Consider the following 16,309-nt stretch of genomic DNA (forward strand, 5'->3'; position numbering starts at 1 on the left):
CTACCCGCTGCCGCCCCTGGACGTGCACCCGGTGGCGTCCGAAATCGACAAGGCGTGCTCGGCGCTGGGCTGGCACGCGCTGCCCACCGCGCGCGGCATCCTCAGCAAGGCCTACAAGGGCCGCGCTCCGTGCGCGTACTGCGCGCTGTGCGGCAGCTACGGCTGTGAGACGGGCGCCAAGAGCAGCACGCTCGCGAGCCTCATCCCCAACGCCATCGCCACCGGCAACGTGGAGGTGCGCCCGGGCTGCATGGCGCGCTCCATCGAGGTGGACCGGCAGGGCCGCGCGAAGAGCGTGGTGTACCTGGACCCGGAGGGCGTCACGCAGGAGCAGCCCGCGAAGGTCATCATCGCCTCCGCCACCGCCGTGGAGAGCGCGCGCCTGCTGCTCAACTCCACCTCCTCGCGCTTCCCCAACGGGCTCGCCAACGGCAGTGGGCTCGTCGGCAAGAACCTCCTCTTCAGCTCCTTCGGTGGCTCGCGGGCGCACTTCCGCGTGTCCAAGCAGAAGGCCGCGCGCCCGTGGCTCACGGACCCCGCGCCCTTCGTGAACCGCAGCCTCCAGGACTTCTACGTGATGCCGGACGCGCGCCACGGCTTCCGCAAGGGCGGCACGCTGGGCTTCATGTGGTCACACCCCAACCCCATCTACGCGGCGGTGGGGCTGGCGGGCTCGGGCAAATCCGGCGTGTTCGGCAAGGAATTGAAGGACCGCATGCGCGCGTACCGCGACTCGCGCATCCTGGAGTTCGAGGTCTACGCGGAGTTCCTCCCCACGCCCGGCACCTCCGTCACGGTGGAGCCCGGCGTGAAGGACAAGTACGGCATCCCCGTGGCCGCCATCACCCTGGACCGGCACCCGGCGGACTTCGCCGCCACGCGCTTCCTCGTCGAGCGCGGGGAAGAAGTGCTGATGCGCCTGGACCCGGACAGCGTGGAGCGCGTGGGCACGCAGGGCGAAACCACCATCCTCCAGCACGGCACCTGCCGCTTCGGCGACGACCCGGCGGCCTCCGTGCTGGACAAGCACTGCCGCGCGCACGAGGTGCCCAACCTCTACGTCGTGGACGGCAGCTTCATGCCCTCCGGCGGCAGCGTGCCGTCCACGCTCACCATCGCGGCCAACAGCTTCCGCGTGGCGGACCACCTGGTGCGCGCGCTCAAGGGCTGAAGCGGTACGCCGCCGCTGCGCTACTGGATGCGCAGCGGCGTCACGTCCACCTTCACCACGTAGCGCGCCTGCATGTCGGAGTCGAACTCCACCAGGTGGTCGCCCACGCCGGTGACGTCCGCCTGCTGCGTGAAGACGCCGAACTTCTCCATCTGGTCCAACGCCGCGCGGCCCGTGGACGCCTTGCGCTGCCGGGCGCGGCAGCCCTCCTCGTGCACGGTGATGGCCGTCTCCTCGCCCGCGGCCGTCACCTCCTCCAGGTAGAAGCTCACCTTGATGGTGGACGCCTCCGGCACGCGCACCAGCACCTGCCCTCGGCCGGGGAAGCGCCCCTCGGAGTAGCTCTCCGGTCCCAGGATGCAGCCCGCGTACTCACTGCACACGGGCCAGGACGCCTTGCAGACATCCAGCACGCGCGCGCCGATGAAGTCGTCCCGCGAGCCGCCACACGCGAGCAGCATCAAACCCATCACAGCGCCCGCCAGTCGCGAGGCACTCCGTGTTACAACACCAGACATTCTTCTGAACCTCACCGAGGAGTGGATGTCCATGCGCCTGCGCAACCTGTGGCTGCCTCTCACCATCATCGCCCTGGCGGGCTGCGGAGACGAAACCGAGGAGCTGCCGAACACGCCGCAGCTGATCATCGACCGCACGGAGCTGAGCTTCGACACGGAGTTCTCCGCTGGGACCTACGTGGGGGCGACGACCTTCAACACGCTCTACATCGAGAACCGCGGCCTCCAGACGCTGGAGCTCAACGACGCCGCTATCTCCGGCCCCAGCGTCTTCACCATGAAGAAGCCGGAGAACTGGCCGGAGAACGGCCCCCTGAAGCTGGAGACCTACCAGCGCACCTTCATCGAGGTCGCCTTCAAGCCCAACGCCGCCAAGGAGTTCACCGGCACGCTCACCCTCAAGTCCAACGCCGCCAACGGTGACACGCGGGAGCTGGCGCTCAAGGGCAAGGGCATCGCCCCGTAGGCCCCGCGGTGGAGGCGGCGGAGGCTTCAAGCCCCGCCGCCCGCCCGGCGCTACTGCCGGGTGAACTGGCAACCGCCCACCCACGTGCCGCCGTCCTGCGTGGGCGCCGGGCACGACGTGGGCGAGCCTCCATCCGCCGCCGTGTAGCCGCGCGGGTAGTCGCCGTAGCCGGTGCGCAGCGTGTAGCCCACGGCCTTGTAGTCCGTGCGCTCGGTGGCGCTCACCGCCACCTTGAGCGTGCCGCCCTTGATGAAGCGCCGCTCTAGGCAGGAGCACGCATAGGGCGCCACCGTGACGCGCGTGGTGCTGGCCGTCTTCTCCAGCTGGTACAGCGCCTGGTAGCTGCTGAGCGGCGCGCTCGCGGAGGTGTGCCACGCGCGCATCGCCGTCGGGTTGTAGGCCAGCGTCAGCGCGCCGCCCGTGCTGGTGGTCGTCACCGGCGTGCACGTGCCGACGCCGCCGTCCGTGCTGTTGCCGTCGCAGAAGGTCAGGTCCAGCGCCAGCCCATGCGGGGTGCCACCGTCGGGCAGGTTGTCCACGTCCCACTGCACCAGCCACGCCGCGTCCTCCGGCGCGCTCCGGGAGGGGAGCTGGTACTCGAAGGTGTCCGTGTCGGAGGGCACCGCGTCGTAGTCCGTGGGGCCGCGCACGCCCAGGCCCGTGGCGCGGTCGTTGCCGCGCAGGCGGCCGTGGCCGTACGTCAGCTGGCCCTTGGCCTCGAAGGTGGCGTTGCCCACCGGCAGGTTGCCCGTGCCCACGTCGCCGAGCGTCTTCGCGCGCACCTGCTCCACGCCCCCGCTGTAGGCGGCGACCTCCTCCGCGTCCTCGTCCTCCCACGACACCTCCAGCCGGTAGTCGCGGTCATCCGCCCAGTTGTTGCCGTCGTCCTGCACCACGAAGTGGTACGTCGCCGTCCCGGCGTGCGCGGGCACCGGCAGCACGCCCTGGAAGTTGCTCAGGCCCGCGAAGCGCGCCGGGTCACTCTCCTCGCGTAGCGACTGGAGGCACAGCACGGCCTCCGCTTTGTTGCAGTACGTCTGCACCAGCGCCGGCGCGTCGGGGTGCTCGCGCGTGTCGCGCGGGCAGACGGCCGGGTCGTTGGTGCAGGTGGCGCGCTGCTCCGCGGTGACGGACGTGCTGACCGTGGTGAACACCAGCACCTGCCGGTCCGCCAGCTGGCCCAGCGGCAGGGGCAGCGGGTCGAAGCGGGTGGTGGTGGGCACCTCCACCAGCTTGTAGCGCAGCAGGCTGGGCTTCGCGTACGCGGGCAGCTGCAGCGCGAACCAGTCGCGGTCGGACACGTAGCCCAGCCGGCCGTCGAAGGTCGTGGACGTGCCCGGCGAGCCCACGAGGCTGCGCGAGAACGCGCGGGCGTAGGCGTCGTTGTCCCCGGACTGGTCGCGCGGGTCCGCCTCGTCCACCACGCGGACCTCCACCTCGTAGGGCTGGCGCAGGTCGCCCGCGGGCACGGGCTCGTTGTTGCCCCGGTAGCCCTTCACCACCAGGACCCAGGTGCCCGCCAGCTTCACCTTGCGCGCGGTGGCCAGCACGCCCGGGTGCACCTTGGGCAGCACGTTGCCTTCCGACTCCTTGTCGGTGCCGTTGGGGCGCAGCAGCTCATAGGACAGCCGGTAGTTGGGCGCGAAGCCCTGGTCCGGCGCGGTGAGGCGCACGTAGGCAATCTTCCCCGCAGTCAGCGGGAAGCTGAAGCGGTCCACGTCGCCGTCCGTGGCCAGGTGGCCCTTCGCGGTGCCCACCTGCACGGCGCCCTGCGCCGCCAGCGCGATGGGCGTGGGCGTGACGTCGTTGGGCTCGTTGGTGTCCGGGTTCTCGATGAGCTCCACCGTGAGCCGGTAGGGGTTGCGCGCGTCGAAGGCGGGGCGCGCGGGGTTCAGCGGCGCGTCGCGCACCACGATGACCAGCTGCGTGTCCGGCGTGCCGTACGGCAGCACGATGTCCACCGGCTTCGGAGCACCCGAGCCGTGCTGATCCGACTTCGCCACCAGCGCGGTGTTCTTGTCCTTCTCCTGCACCGTCACGGACAGGTTCACCGGCGTGCTGGACGCCAGGTACGTGCCGGTGACGTGCACCAGCGTGCGCGCGTTGGCGGAGGCCGGGATGCGGACGCTGTACCAGTCCTCGTCACCGGCCTTCACGTCGCCGGTGAGCGCCAGGAAGCGCTCCACCGGAGTGCCCGGCTTCAATTCGCAGTCCGCGTTCGTCAGGGCCTCGTCGCGGCTGTTGCAGAGGTCCTCCACCACGCCCGTGCCGGCATCCGGCGTTTCGTCCCCGTCGGAGGAACAGGCGGCCAGGAGCAGGAGCGCGAGCGGGAGCAGTCGGGTGCGAAGGCGCATGGGGGAATCCGGGGGCTTCGAAAGTCAGGGGACGGGCGAGAGGGTCGGGGCGACGCCGGGGCAGCCGTCCACGAAGTCCTCGGGGTTCACGCGGACGACGCCATCCGGAGGCGACTTGATGCCGCCCACGGGGTAGCGCACGGAGTCCACGCGGAAGGTGCGCACCAGCGTGCGCGCGGTCGGGTCATCCGCGGGCAGCATGGACACGGAGAGGTAGATGTCGTTGTAGCCCGCGCCGCGCTGCACGGTGCCGGCGTCCACGCCCCCGTCCACGCCGCCGTCGGCGATCATGGCGATGGTGGGCGCGAGCAGCACGTTGTCCACGCGGAAGCGGTAGCACTGGCGGCCCTGGTCATCCACCGGGCCGTCCGCCTCCATGCTGTAGCGGTACGCGTCCGAGGCCAGGTTGGCGGTGTCCACCTGGAGGGGCCGCATGTGCATGCGCGCCTCGCTGCGGTTGGTCAGCCCGTCGGTGTCCGGGTCCTCGTCCAGGTCGCTGCTGGAGCCCTGGGTGCCGCCCCGCCACTCCATGCCGTCCGGCACGCCGTCGCCGTCGCTGTCCTGGAGCGTGGCGTTGGTGCCGATGAACTGCTCGTCGCAGTCCAGGAGGCCGTCGCAGTCGGTGTCCACGCCGCGCAGCGCGGGCGGGCAGCCCTTGTCCAGGCCGCCGCCGTCCGGCTGCACTCGCTGCCTGGGGTCGAACTGCACGCCGCGGTCGCGGAAGTACACCTCCACGCCGTCGCTGAAGCCGTCGGTGTCGGTGTCGCGCAGGTTCGGGTTCGTGCCCAGCTCATACTCGCGCGCGTCGGTGAGGCCGTCGCCGTCGGTGTCCGCCTCGTCCAGCGGGCTGCCCTGGGGCGCGGAGAAGTTGGAGGCCACGAACTCCTTCACGACGAAGGCGCGGCGCACCTGGCCGAACTGGAAGTTGAGGAAGTTGATGGGCTCGTTGTTGCGGAAGTCGCGGAAGTTGCCGCCGCCCAGCGTGGCCATCTTCTCCAGGCGGTCCGCGTTCTGGTTGATGATGAGCAGCGGGCAGCCGCCGTCGCCGAAGCCGCCGTCCTCCGCCACCAGGTCGCACACGGAGGGCACGGGCTGCGTGGGGTTGAAGACGTGCACGGTGTTGAAGCGCACGTCCTCCACCAGGTCGCGCAGCTGGCGGATGCGCACCACCGCGTCGCCGCGGATGAGCTCGTCGTCCTGGTTGTTCGTGGGCTTGCCGTCCGACAGGAAGATGACCGAGTAGCGCGCCTGCGCCAGGGCCTCGTTCCCGCTGGGCTGCTGCCGCGCCCGCGCGATGTCCGTGTTGATGAGCGAGTAGATGTCCGACAGCGGCTTGACGAAGTCCGTCGAGTCCCGGTTCGGCGACGTGTCCGTGTTGCGGAAGGTGAGCAGCTTCTCCGTGAGGATGGCCTTCGCGTTGGCGTCCAGCTGCGACACCTGCACGAAGCCGTCCTCCAGCGGCGGCCCCGGGTTCTGCGTGAGGAACGCCGTGGTGCTGCCCGCGAAGAGCATCACCGCGATGGAGACCTCCGGGTCCTGCGGGAGGTTCTCGATGAGGTCCACGAGCGCCGTGGCGCGCGTGCCGTCCGGGTCGCTCACGCGCATGGACTGGCTGGCGTCCATGGCGACGATGATCTTGATGGGCCGGATGACCTCATTCGCGCCCAGCGTGCAGAAGCGCCCGTCCAGCGCCACGGCCCGGTCCGCGGGCACCTCCGTGTCGCGGCGCGGGTCGTAGAGGTACGAATCCGTACAGGCCACCACCACCGCGAGCCCCACCAGGGTGAGGGCCCAAAGACGTCCCGCGCGGCTCACGGCGACGCGCCTCCCTGCGAAGGCGACACGCCGACGCAATTGCCCTGGGTCCTCCAGGGGTCCACCAGTTGATCCGGCCGGCGGAAGTCACCGTCGTCCATGTCCAGGTCCGGCCCCAGCGGCACGCGCACGCTGGGCGGCGCGTACTGCGCCCACGCGCACGCGGTGCGCCAGACGCCGTAGTCCGTGGCCACGCCGCTCTCCGGCGCCTCCGCGAACCACACCTTGAACAGGTTGTAGCCCTGCTTCACGCCCGAGCGGTCCGGCGGCGTCACCAGCTGGAGGTTGGACACGGTGAAGTCGTAGCAGACGCCGTTCGTGTCGTTGCCGCCCTCCACCTTCTTCACCTCGTACTGGATGCCGTACTTGTCGTGGAAGAGCCGGTCGCGCCGGGTGGGGTCGCTGCCGGCCTTGAGTTCCTCGTCGTCCGGCACGCCGTCGCCGTCGGTGTCCAGGCCGGCCACGCTCGACTGGAGCGGGTTCAGGCCGTACTTCGCCTCCACCCCGTCCGGCGCGCCGTCGCCGTCGCTGTCCACGATGCCCTGGCGCGTCTTGAGGTAGTCCTCGGCGAACTGCGACAGGCCGTCACCGTCCGTGTCCCGGCAGGTGCAGCCGGGCGTCAGCGGGGACTTGGGGTCGCAGCCGCGCGCGTCCAGGTCGTTGCCCGGCTTGAAGCCCTGGTCCTGGCGCCGGTACTCGAAGCCGTCGCTCAGGCAGTCCCCGTCGCTGTCGATGGTGAAGGGGGTCGTCTTGAGCGTGAAGGTGTTGTCCAGGGAGTCCGGCACGCCGTCGCCGTCGCTGTCCAGCACGCGGCCGTCATCCCCCGGCGCGGAGCTCAAGGGCTCCACCATCAGCGTCTTCATCACGTTGGGCGACGCGAAGGAGGAGTAGTCCAGCGCGCCCAGGCCCAGCTCGCTGATTTCGGCCGTGTTGCTGAACTCCTGGTAGACGCCGTTGCCCATCTCCGCGAAGCGCTTGAGCAGGAAGGAGGCGATCTTCTTCGCCGCGGCCGGGTACTGGGCCTCCGGAACGCCCGGGTAGGTGCCGTAGATGTCCTGGCAGATGGGGCCGCAGGCGCGCACGGCCTCCTCGTTGAAGAGCAGCACCGTGTGCATGCGCACGTCGCCCACGTTGTACTGCGTCTTCAACTCCATCAGCCGGCGCACGTAGCTGAAGAGCTGGTAGTTCTGGTTGCGGTCCGTGCCCACCTCGAAGCCGGTGATGGCGTCGGTGGTGCTGGTGGCGTTGCAGAAGCTGGAGATGGAGTCGCGCCAGGTGAGGTCCGGCGTGTCCGGGCCCGCGTAGACGGACAGGTCGTCGTTGGCGGAGCAGCGCGGGTACGGCGTGCCGTCCGTGAGGAACACGACGACGTAGCGCGTGCGCGGCAGCAACTCCGGCGTGGCCTGGGACACCGCCTCGATGTCGCTCGCGATGAGGCTGTACGCGTAGCTGAGCGCGCCCTGGTAGTCCGTGCCCTTGCCCAGCTGCGACTGGAGCCCCTCGATGTAGCCGTTGATGTTGCCCGGGGCCTGGAAGCGGTCGCCTCCCGGAGGGGGCCAGGTGTTCTTCACGTTCGTTTCGAACGGGGCGATGGCGATGCTGATGTTGCCCTGGCGCGCGTCGTTGATGCGCTTGAAGCCGTTCACCAGGGTCTTCAGGGCGCGCACGCGCGCGGGCTCCGTGACGCCCGGCGGGATGATGGCCTGCACCTCCGCGCGCTCGCAGAAGCCGCTGCCCTCCTGCGAGCCCGGCGGATCCGACACGCACATGCTGCCGGACTCGTCCACGACGAGCACCACCTTCACCGGGAACCCCTGCGGGTTCGCCGGGCGCGTGCACACCCGGCCGGTGAGCGTCAGCCGGTCATCCAGCTGGGACTGCTCCTGGGCGCGCGGCTCCAGGAGCGTGTCGGAACAGGACAGCACACCCAGGGCCAGGAGGCCGGTCGCAAGAAGCGGAACCACGAGCTGACGGCGCATGCGATGCGGACCTCCTGGCATGGGTGACACCCTTCTTACGCCTTCTTGCGGCGGCGCAGCAGCAGGCCGAGCACGCCCGCGCCCAGGGCCGCGGCGCTGCCGCCCGCGGGCAGCGAGGTGCAGCCGCCGCCGTTCGTGTCGTCCTTGCCCACCTTCACGAAGAGGCTGGACACGGAGGCGCGCTCCGCGGGGAACACGCGGTCCGCGAAGGCCAGGCGCGTGGACACCTGCAGCTCGTACTCACCTTCCTTGTCCGGCTGGAAGTTGGGCACGCTGCCGTCCACGTACTGGTACTCCCAGTGGCGGCTGTAGGTGACGGCGCCCTTGGGGTTCTCCACCACCGCGGTGGAGCCGGAGGGACGCTTCACCACCGTCCAGGTGTACTCGATGGCCGCGCCGTTGCGGTTGGCGAACAGGGGCGGGCGCACCGCCATGCCCGTCTTCTCCACGGTGAGCGTGCCGCCGGTGCCCACGCTGAAGGGCGCCTTCGGGTCGAGGCAGTCGTTGGGCTGGTCCTTGTTGAGCACCACGCAGTAGCGCGTGTCGCACAGGTCGCCCAGGCCGTCGCCGTCGTCATCCGCCTGGTCGCGGTTGGCCACCAGGGGGCAGTTGTCCTGGGCGTTGAGCACGGAGTCGTTGTCCCGGTCCGGATCGCACGCGTCGCCGATGCCGTCCACGTCCGCGTCCTTCTGGTCCGGGTTGGACAGGCCGGGGCAGTTGTCCAGGTTGTCGGAGATGTTGTCGCCGTCCGCGTCCACGCGGCACAGGCTCACGTCCGCCGGCAGCTGCCGGTCCGGGTTGGAGACGAGCGGGCAGTTGTCCTCGCCGTCCTTGTTCCCGTCATTGTCGTCGTCGTCGTCACAGACGTCGCCAATGCCGTCCTTGTCGTTGTCCGCCTGGTTGGCGTTGGGGATGGTGGGGCAGTTGTCCTCGCCGTCCGCCTTGCCGTCGTTGTCGTCGTCCGGGTCGCACGCGTCGCCGATGCCGTCACCGTCGCCGTCCAGCTGCGTGGCGTTGGAGACGCTCGGGCAGTTGTCGCAGGCGGTGCCGACGAGGTCGCCGTCGGCCGTGTCGTCCTGGTCGCGGTTGGACGTGAACGGGCAGTTGTCCTTGTCGTCCGCCTTGCCGTCGCCGTCCGCGTCGTCCGTGTACGACAGCGTCTTGCCGTCGTCCGTGTACGCCACCCAGACGGAACAGCCACAGCCACAACCGCAGCCGCCGCCCTCCTCCTTGGGGCGACCGCACTCGTCTCCGAGGCACTCCGGGTTGTCCGGGTTCTGCTCCTGGGCCTGCACGGTGCGGGGGCTCAGCACCAGGAAGGCTCCGAGCGCCAACATGGGGGCAATGCGACCGATAGTCATGGTGACTCCTTTCACAACCCCTGCCCTAGCAAGAGCCGATCCCGCCGCTGTAGGAGTTTCAGGGTCAGGAACTTCAAGGGGTTGCGGGCTCGGAAGAGACTGCTACAGGATGGGTGTGGGGGGGACACCCCATTGAGACTGTGGGGGACACCCCACGCTGGGGCCGGACTCAGGTGCCCACGATGAAGTCGTCGGAGGTGAGGGAAATCATGCCCGCGGGGGTACGGCCCGTGTCGGGGTCGTACTGGATCTCCTGGATGAAGAGCGAACCCACGCCGGCGCCGCGCGGATCATTGTCCCGGCCCACCTGGAGGTAGAGGTAGACCTCGTTGGTGCCCGCGGGGATGAACTCGCCGGGGAAGAACGGGTGGGGGCGCTCCAGCGTGGGGACCAGGGAGACGTTCTCCACGCGGGTGCGGTAGCAGGCGCGGTCGCTGGTGGCGGTGGGGGGCAGCGGGACGATGGAGTAGCCGTAGCCGCGCTCGCGGTGGAAGTCGAGGTCGGCGCTGAGCGGGTCGCCGTGGGCCTCGACTTCCGCCACGTTGGTGACGCCGTCGCGGTCGCTGTCGAGCAGGTCCTCGGGGACGAGCGGGTTGGTCTGCGACAGGGCCTCCACGAGGTCCGGCAGGCCGTCGCCGTCGGTGTCGCCCACGCAGGGGTCGCTGCCGAGCACGCGCTCCTCGCAGTCGTTGAGCCGGTCGCCGTCGGTGTCCTGCACCACGCTGCAGCCGTTGATGACGTCCACGGCGAGCGGGTCCAGGCCCATGCGCAGCTCGACGCCGTCCATGAGGCCGTCCTGGTCGGTGTCCGGGACGGCGGGGTCCAGGCCCATGGCGCGCTCGTCGTCGTCGCCCACGCCGTCGCCGTCGCTGTCGGTCAGCATCTGGCCGTTTCGCACCTGGACGTTGCGGTTGAAGGCGAGGAAGCGCTTCAGCTTGAGCGCGTTGTCCAGCGAGCCGTAGTCCAGCCGCGCGAGCGCGTTGGGCAGGCCCGCGAAGTCCGTCTCCACGGGCGCGCTGCCGCCGGCGTTGGCGATGGCGGCCACCTGGAGGCGGGTGACGGCGTCCGGCGTGGCGCCGCGGACGTAGACGGGCTGGACGCTGACGTCGCCCGCGCCCAGCTGCTCCGACAGGCCCTTGAGCTCTCCCACCACTGCGGTCAGCTCGCACTGGCTGCACGCGGCGTTGCACCGGGTCTGGGCGTCGGGGGACGCGTTGCAGCCGGCGGCCTGGGACAGCGCGGCGCAGCGGCTGTCGATGCCGATGTTGTAGGCCGGGTTGTCACAGCTCACGTCGGAGCTGCGGATGACGGGCGCGACCACGTAGCGCGTGCGCGCGACCTCGCCCCGGCAGGAGGCCTGCATGTCGCCGGACAGGAGGCTCTTGGACAGCCGCAGCGCGGAGCGGATGCTGATGGGGCCCTGCTGCTGGTAGCTGGCGTAGCGGGGCAGGATGGACTGGAACCCGGCGGCGTCCGTGAAGCTGCCCTGCAGGCCGGTGGCCACCGAGTGGAAGGCCACCAGCCCGAAGCGCATCTGGGGGCCGGTGAAGCGCGAGGTGAGCGTGGTGAGCCCGTCCACCGCGTAGCCCACCATCTCCGTCTCCACGCCGGTGCCGCCCTGGAGGGCGAAGACGACCTTCACGGGGAACGCGTCGCCGGTGGCCTCGGGGACGCAGAGGTCGCCCTCGAAGTTGGCGCGGTCGCGGGAGCCTCCCGCGCGGTCGTCAATCGAATAGAGCCCCGCGTCGGTGCACGACAGCCACAACGTTGGAATCAGGAGCCAGGCGACCCGGGGGGAGGAACGCATCCGTCGGATTGTAGACCTCAGCTCCCCCACTTGACGCAAGCAACGCGCGGGGTGGAGCCGCGCGAAGCCACGTCACCGGCCTGACTTTTCGCATCCCCGGAGAACAGGTCGCCACCAGCCAGGCTGGAATGTCCACATCCTGCCTGGAACCAGCTCCCGACAGATTCCTGGTCTTACCGGGATGCTACCGAATCCAGGGAAGGGAAAGACATTGCCCATGCTGTCCAATCCCAAGGAGCAAGACCATGAAGACGATGAAGCTGGGCGGGACCGTGGCGATGTTCGTGCTGGCGCTGGGTGCGACGGGCGCGATGGCGCACAGTGGTGACGTGAAGAGCCACGATCCGCGCATGGCGGTGGCGATGGACGAGGTCGTGCTCGTGTCGAAGACGGGCCCCCTGGCCGGCGGTTCCGGCGGCTCCGGTGGCGGCTGCGGCTTCGTGAGCAACATCCTGGGCAACGTCGCCGGCAACCTGCTGGGCAACACGACGGGCACCCTGCTGGGCATCATCGGCAACGTGTTCGGCGGCGGCGCGAGCGGCAACTGCAACTGAAGTGGCCTGACGTCACGACCCCCTGAAGCGATGTAGCAGTTCATTCAAGACGTACCCGACGCCGGAGGTCCCACCTCCGGCGCTCGGTCTTTGGAGCGAGCCCCCATGCGACACACCCTGACTCCCAGGCACGGGTTGTTGACCGGCCTTGCCGCGGTGCACCTGCTGCTGGTGGCCTGTGGCGCGTTTCATGTGCCCTTCCTGCAGCTCACGGACACCGTGAGGCCCTGGGCGCAGGGCTACGTGCACTGGACGGGCGCGAGCAGTGGCTTCAGCTTCTTCGCGCCCGGGGTGAGCCCGGCGGTGAAGGTTGCCTTCGACCTGGAAGGTGCGTCCGGCGAACAGCTGCACGACGACTTCCGGTCCGACAACAGCGCGGTGAACGTGCGCATCCATTCCATGATGTTGCGCTTCGGCCTCCAGGAGAGCCGGGACTCGCTGGCCCGCGCATGGGCGGCGGCGATGTTCGGCCGGCACCCGGGGGCGCGCTCCGTCACGGTGCGCGTGGAGTCGCTCCAGCTGCCCAGCATGGAGGCGCACCTGCGCGGCTCGCGTCCTGAGTGGTCGGAGGCCTACCGCGCGGTGTTCGAGCGCCGGCTGCCCCCGCCCGTGTCCGCCGGTGAGGTGACGCCATGAGTGTTTCGTCCTGGAAGTCCTCCGTGGGTCCGAAGCTGGCGGCGTTCGTGAGCGCGCCCTCCTCTGCGCAGCCGCTGGGCGTGTTGCGCATCGGCGTCGCGGCGCTGCTGCTCATCCAGGCGTGGAGCCTGTCGGAGAGCCTGCCGGAGCTCTTGAGCAACCGGGGCTGGGTGCCCTGGAGCGTCTCCGAGGCGCTGGCGTCCCCGTCGGTGCCCCGCGTGGACGCGGTGGTGGCCGCGCTGGCGCCGCTGGGCATCTCCCAGGTGGCCGGCATCCAGGCCCTGGCGTTCATCTACGTCGTGGCGCTGCTGGGCCTGCTGGTGGGCCTGCACACGCGGCTGTCCGCGGTGGTGGCGTGGGCCATCCACACGGTGCTGCTCAACAGCATCAGCTTCTTCTCCTACGGCGTGGAGACCTTCGCGCACATCAGCCTGTTCTATTGCGCGGTGATGCCGGTGGGCGCGGCGTTCTCCCTGGACGTGAGGGCGGGAAGGCTCTCCGGCGCGCCGTCCGCCCTGGCGACGCTGTCGCTGCGCATGTTGCAGGTGCACCTGTGTCTCATCTACCTGGCCACGGGGCTGGAGAAGCTCCTGGGGCCGGTGTGGCGGGACGGGACGGCGCTCTGGGAGGTGCTGATGCAGCCGCAGTACGGCCAGTTCGACTTCGCGTGGCTCGCGGTGGTGCCGTGGCTGGTGAAGCTGTCCACGTGGGGCACGCTGGCGGTGGAGGTGGGCTACGCGGTCTGCGTCTGGCCCCGGCGCACGCGGGGGCTCTGGGTGGCGCTGACCGTGGGCATGCACCTGGGCATCGCGGTGATGATGGGGCTGTGGCTGTTCAGCGGGATGATGACCGTGCTCACGTTCGCGGCGTTCGGCTGGCCCCTGGTCGCCGAGGCGATGGTCACGCGGGTCCGGGCCATGGCCCTGCTCCCCTTCCACTCCAGTCCCATGCGCTAGGGCGCGGGCATCGTGGGGCGTGTCACGCGAACTCGCGGCTTCGCGATGGCATCAGCATCCAGGGCGTGGACGGACAGCTCCACGTCGACACATTCCGGTCCGGGCTGGCCGGCGGCGGGATGGGGAAAGAGCGGGATGGACACATCCCGCCCGTACCACTGGCCTGGCCCGAGGAGGAAGAGGTCCTCTTTCCGGAGCGGCGGCGTCCGGACGTCGACGACGAGGAACGCCAGGGGCTGTCCGCTGGCACAGTCCAGGACGCGCTCCACCGTCAGCGTGTGGCTCTCGATGAGTCGGCGGTCCAGACACAGGCTTCCGCTCGCGGCCCCCAGCAGCAGGCGTCCCGTGAGCGTCTGTCCATCGAAGCCCGGGTTCTGGAGCTCCACCCGTGCGGAGGCCGCTTCATGCTTCGGGCAGGTGACGACCTGGGCATCACCGGGCGGCCGCGACCACGAGAACCCTCCGCCCTGACATGCGGTCAGGCCCATGAGGCCAAGCGGCAAGAGCATCGAATGGGTCATTCGCACCGGAGGTCTCCATCATTGCCAGGAACGCCCAGGCCCTGCCGGTGCTTCCAGCCGCAGGCATGGGCCAGTTCATGGACCAGTGCCTGAGCACGGCACTCGCGCGATGAGGGCTCTTCGCACCAGTTCACTTCGCTGACCGGATTCTGGCAGCCCGCATCCGCCGGCCTCCACACGTAGCCCAGCGCGGTGACGCCGGTGCCCTTCCGGAGTGCGCACTCCTTCTTCACGTCCGCGCCGCAGTTGATCTTCGCGCCGCCGCACTGGAGGCTGACACACTCCCGCAGGCATTCGTCCGTGATGACCCTCGCGGCGGCACGGCACTCCTCGATGGTCGGAAGCTCACGACATGCGGAGTGCATCGGCGTGCCAGGAGCTTGAGCGGCGGCACACGCCCACTGCAGGGCGGCGACGCTGATCGAAAGCGCCCAGGAGGGCAATCGCGGCATTCGCCAACTCTACTCACAGCGTGAGCAGGTAGGCGAGCAGGTCGTCGCGCTCCTCCGGGGTGAGCGCCTGCGCGTTGCCGTGCTCCGGCCCGGAGTACTCCAGCAGCATGCGCAGTGGGAAGCGCGCGGCCGCCACGAGCCGGTCCCCCTGCACCGCGTAGCCCATCGTGGCGCTCGTCAGCAGGGGCCACACGTCCCAGGTGCCCACCAGCGAGGGCGGCGCCGCGCCCTTCACCAGCTGCTGCTGCTCCGGCCGCAGCTCCAATGCGATGGGCGTGCCCACGTCCAGATACTGGCCCCGGGTGGCGGGGTCCTGGTCCAGCGTGAAGAGGGGCGCGGGGTGGCAGGCCGCGCACCGCCCCTTCCCCTCGAACAGCGCCAGGCCCTTCGCCGGATGCCCCGTCTTTCCGTCCGGCATCGTCACCGTCTCCAGCGGCGCGCCGTCCGCGCCCCGGTAGGGGTTGGGCGGCGTGGACAGGAGCGACGTGTAGAGCGCCAGGGCCTCCACCTCCGAGGGCAGCGGATCCGGGTTGTGGTAGCGGTTGCGCCCGCCCACCGTCTCCGCCGTCTCCGCGAGGCTGCGAGTGCTCGCGGGCGTGAAGTAGGGCGGCGTGTCCCGGCTGCCCAGGGCCGTCGTCGAACGGTAGATGCGCATGGGGCGAGTCTTCTCGAAGAAGACGCCGCCCGTGTGCCCCTCGATGTGGCACGCGTCGCAGCTCATGCCCGTGCGCCCCACGTCGGTGAAGTAAAGCACCTGGCCCAGCCGGCGCTGCTCGCGCGAGCGCACGTCCACCACCGGCCACTGCCGCACCACGCGCGACTTGCCCGCCCGCGCCTCGCTCACGTCCACCACCGCCACCGTGCCCGTGAAGCGGTTGAGCACATAGAGCGTGCGCCCGTCCGGGGACAGCGCCAGGGAGCGGGGCCCGGAGTGCAGCTCCAGCCCCGCCCTGCCCTGCGTGCCCAGGTCCTCCGCCGGGCGGATCCACGGCGTGCCCTCCGGCGGGGGCACCGGCAGCGTCTGGAGCACCGCCTTGCGCGCCGCCGCGTCGCTCTTCACCAGCGCCGCCGCGTCCAGCACCCGCACCTGCCCCAGGCCCACGTCCGCCGCGTAGAGCAGCCCGGCGCGGTCATCCAGCGCCAGCCCCTCCGTCACGCCCGCGCCGAAGCCAAGGTGGCGCACTACCTCCTGCCGGTCCAGGTCCAGCACCGCGACACCGCTGTTGGCGCTCACCTCCATGCGCTGGGCGTTGGGGCCCACGTTCGGCCCCAGGCTCGACATGAAGAGGCGCTTCAGCCGCTCGCTCCGGACCAGGGCTCGCGGCGCCTTGCCTCCCATCACCTGCGCGGAGAAGGCCTCCGTGGGCCCTCCGACGATGGGGACGCCCGGCCCCGGCACCACCGGCGCCAGCTCCCGGCCGTTCCTGTTGTCGAGCAGCACCACCTGCCCGGTCTGGAGGCTGCCCACCATGAGCAACTGGTTCCACAGCACCATCTCGCGCGGGTTTGGATCCACTTCATGGGCCCACTTCTCGCGGCCATCCTCCAGCGAGAGCGCGTGCACCTTGTCGTGGACGTGCTCGGCGACGAAGGCCACGCCCTGCGCGGCATCCACCGCCAGTCCCCACACGCCCGTGGGCGTGGGGACGACGCGGGCCTTCCGCTCCGGCGCGTCCAGCGCGTACAGCCAGAGCCCCCCGCCCCACTGGTGGGCCACCC

14 protein-coding genes are annotated in these 16,309 nt (G+C 70.3%); 5 read left to right on the forward strand and 9 right to left on the reverse strand.

Going from position 1 to position 16,309, the window contains the following annotated elements:
• Window positions 1-1,171 (forward strand): GMC oxidoreductase (locus D7W79_RS24555; protein ID WP_147442035.1); only part of this gene is annotated, 1,171 nt, incomplete at its 5' end.
• A gap of 20 nt (window positions 1,172-1,191) precedes the next feature.
• Here D7W79_RS24555 and D7W79_RS24560 read toward each other — a convergent pair.
• Window positions 1,192-1,632 carry a hypothetical protein gene (locus tag D7W79_RS24560; RefSeq protein ID WP_244221941.1) on the reverse strand — a complete coding sequence of 147 codons (441 nt, stop codon included), beginning with the start codon at window positions 1,630-1,632 and terminating at the stop codon, window positions 1,192-1,194.
• A gap of 88 nt (window positions 1,633-1,720) precedes the next feature.
• Here D7W79_RS24560 and D7W79_RS24565 point away from each other — a divergent pair, with 88 nt between their 5' ends.
• Entirely contained in the window at window positions 1,721-2,155 is a 435-nt protein-coding gene (locus D7W79_RS24565; protein WP_171436323.1) for a hypothetical protein, read from the forward strand.
• 50 nt (window positions 2,156-2,205) lie between these two features.
• Here the strand turns inward: D7W79_RS24565 and D7W79_RS24570 are convergent, their stop codons facing one another.
• The 5 genes from D7W79_RS24570 to D7W79_RS24590 all read right to left on the reverse strand — a co-directional run bounded on the left by D7W79_RS24570 (window position 2,206) and on the right by D7W79_RS24590 (window position 11,471).
• Window positions 2,206-4,509: a hypothetical protein gene (locus tag D7W79_RS24570; RefSeq protein ID WP_120527830.1), complete on the reverse strand. Its 2,304-nt coding sequence runs from the start codon at window positions 4,507-4,509 to the stop codon at window positions 2,206-2,208.
• Window positions 4,510-4,533: 24 nt separating this feature from the next.
• Window positions 4,534-6,324, reverse strand: coding sequence for a vWA domain-containing protein (locus D7W79_RS24575; RefSeq protein ID WP_120527831.1), 1,791 nt, complete (start codon window positions 6,322-6,324; stop codon window positions 4,534-4,536).
• Window positions 6,321-8,303: a cell-cell cohesion protein MtsD gene (gene mtsD / locus D7W79_RS24580; RefSeq protein ID WP_120527832.1), complete on the reverse strand. Its 1,983-nt coding sequence runs from the start codon at window positions 8,301-8,303 to the stop codon at window positions 6,321-6,323. Before mtsD ends, D7W79_RS24575 begins: the two co-directional genes overlap by 4 nt.
• Window positions 8,304-8,338: 35 nt before the next feature.
• Entirely contained in the window at window positions 8,339-9,664 is a 1,326-nt protein-coding gene (gene mtsC / locus D7W79_RS24585) for a cell-cell cohesion MYXO-CTERM protein MtsC (protein ID WP_120527833.1), read from the reverse strand.
• A 169-nt stretch (window positions 9,665-9,833) separates the two neighbouring features.
• Window positions 9,834-11,471 (reverse strand): calcium-binding protein, encoded by a 1,638-nt coding sequence (locus D7W79_RS24590; RefSeq protein ID WP_120527834.1) that lies wholly within the window; start codon window positions 11,469-11,471, stop codon window positions 9,834-9,836.
• A gap of 245 nt (window positions 11,472-11,716) precedes the next feature.
• On the opposite strand from D7W79_RS24590, the gene D7W79_RS24595 reads away from it, so the two are divergent.
• The 3 genes from D7W79_RS24595 to D7W79_RS24605 all read left to right on the forward strand — a co-directional run bounded on the left by D7W79_RS24595 (window position 11,717) and on the right by D7W79_RS24605 (window position 13,617).
• Window positions 11,717-12,025 (forward strand): hypothetical protein, encoded by a 309-nt coding sequence (locus D7W79_RS24595; RefSeq protein ID WP_120527835.1) that lies wholly within the window; start codon window positions 11,717-11,719, stop codon window positions 12,023-12,025.
• Between the two features lie 105 nt (window positions 12,026-12,130).
• Window positions 12,131-12,661, forward strand: coding sequence for a hypothetical protein (locus tag D7W79_RS24600; protein WP_147442036.1), 531 nt, complete (start codon window positions 12,131-12,133; stop codon window positions 12,659-12,661).
• Entirely contained in the window at window positions 12,658-13,617 is a 960-nt protein-coding gene (locus D7W79_RS24605; protein ID WP_120527837.1) for an HTTM domain-containing protein, read from the forward strand. The genes D7W79_RS24600 and D7W79_RS24605 overlap by 4 nt, the downstream gene beginning before the upstream one ends.
• Here the strand turns inward: D7W79_RS24605 and D7W79_RS24610 are convergent.
• The 3 genes from D7W79_RS24610 to D7W79_RS24620 form a co-directional block, all read right to left on the reverse strand.
• Complete coding sequence (locus tag D7W79_RS24610; protein ID WP_158617037.1) at window positions 13,614-14,144, reverse strand: hypothetical protein; 531 nt, start codon at window positions 14,142-14,144, stop codon at window positions 13,614-13,616. The two genes, D7W79_RS24605 and D7W79_RS24610, sit on opposite strands and share 4 nt — an antisense overlap.
• Window positions 14,135-14,503, reverse strand: coding sequence for a hypothetical protein (locus D7W79_RS24615; RefSeq protein WP_120527839.1), 369 nt, complete (start codon window positions 14,501-14,503; stop codon window positions 14,135-14,137). The genes D7W79_RS24610 and D7W79_RS24615 overlap by 10 nt, the downstream gene beginning before the upstream one ends.
• 100 nt (window positions 14,504-14,603) lie before the next feature.
• A partial coding sequence (locus D7W79_RS24620) for an MtsA protein (RefSeq protein WP_120527840.1) occupies window positions 14,604-16,309 on the reverse strand: 1,706 nt, incomplete at its 5' end.

Source organism: Corallococcus exercitus (genome assembly GCF_003611585.1).
Classification (GTDB): Bacteria; Myxococcota; Myxococcia; order Myxococcales; family Myxococcaceae; genus Corallococcus; species Corallococcus exercitus.

Coding starts and splice junctions, on each gene's coding strand:
- D7W79_RS24560 (WP_244221941.1), bottom strand. CDS start 1,632: ATGCTGCTCGCGTGTGGCGGCTCGCGGGACGACTTCATCGGCGCGCGC.
- D7W79_RS24565 (WP_171436323.1), top strand. CDS start 1,721: ATGCGCCTGCGCAACCTGTGGCTGCCTCTCACCATCATCGCCCTGGCG.
- D7W79_RS24570 (WP_120527830.1), bottom strand. CDS start 4,509: ATGCGCCTTCGCACCCGACTGCTCCCGCTCGCGCTCCTGCTCCTGGCC.
- mtsD (WP_120527832.1), bottom strand. CDS start 8,303: ATGCGCCGTCAGCTCGTGGTTCCGCTTCTTGCGACCGGCCTCCTGGCC.
- mtsC (WP_120527833.1), bottom strand. CDS start 9,664: ATGACTATCGGTCGCATTGCCCCCATGTTGGCGCTCGGAGCCTTCCTG.
- D7W79_RS24590 (WP_120527834.1), bottom strand. CDS start 11,471: ATGCGTTCCTCCCCCCGGGTCGCCTGGCTCCTGATTCCAACGTTGTGG.
- D7W79_RS24595 (WP_120527835.1), top strand. CDS start 11,717: ATGAAGACGATGAAGCTGGGCGGGACCGTGGCGATGTTCGTGCTGGCG.
- D7W79_RS24600 (WP_147442036.1), top strand. CDS start 12,131: ATGCGACACACCCTGACTCCCAGGCACGGGTTGTTGACCGGCCTTGCC.
- D7W79_RS24605 (WP_120527837.1), top strand. CDS start 12,658: ATGAGTGTTTCGTCCTGGAAGTCCTCCGTGGGTCCGAAGCTGGCGGCG.
- D7W79_RS24615 (WP_120527839.1), bottom strand. CDS start 14,503: ATGCACTCCGCATGTCGTGAGCTTCCGACCATCGAGGAGTGCCGTGCC.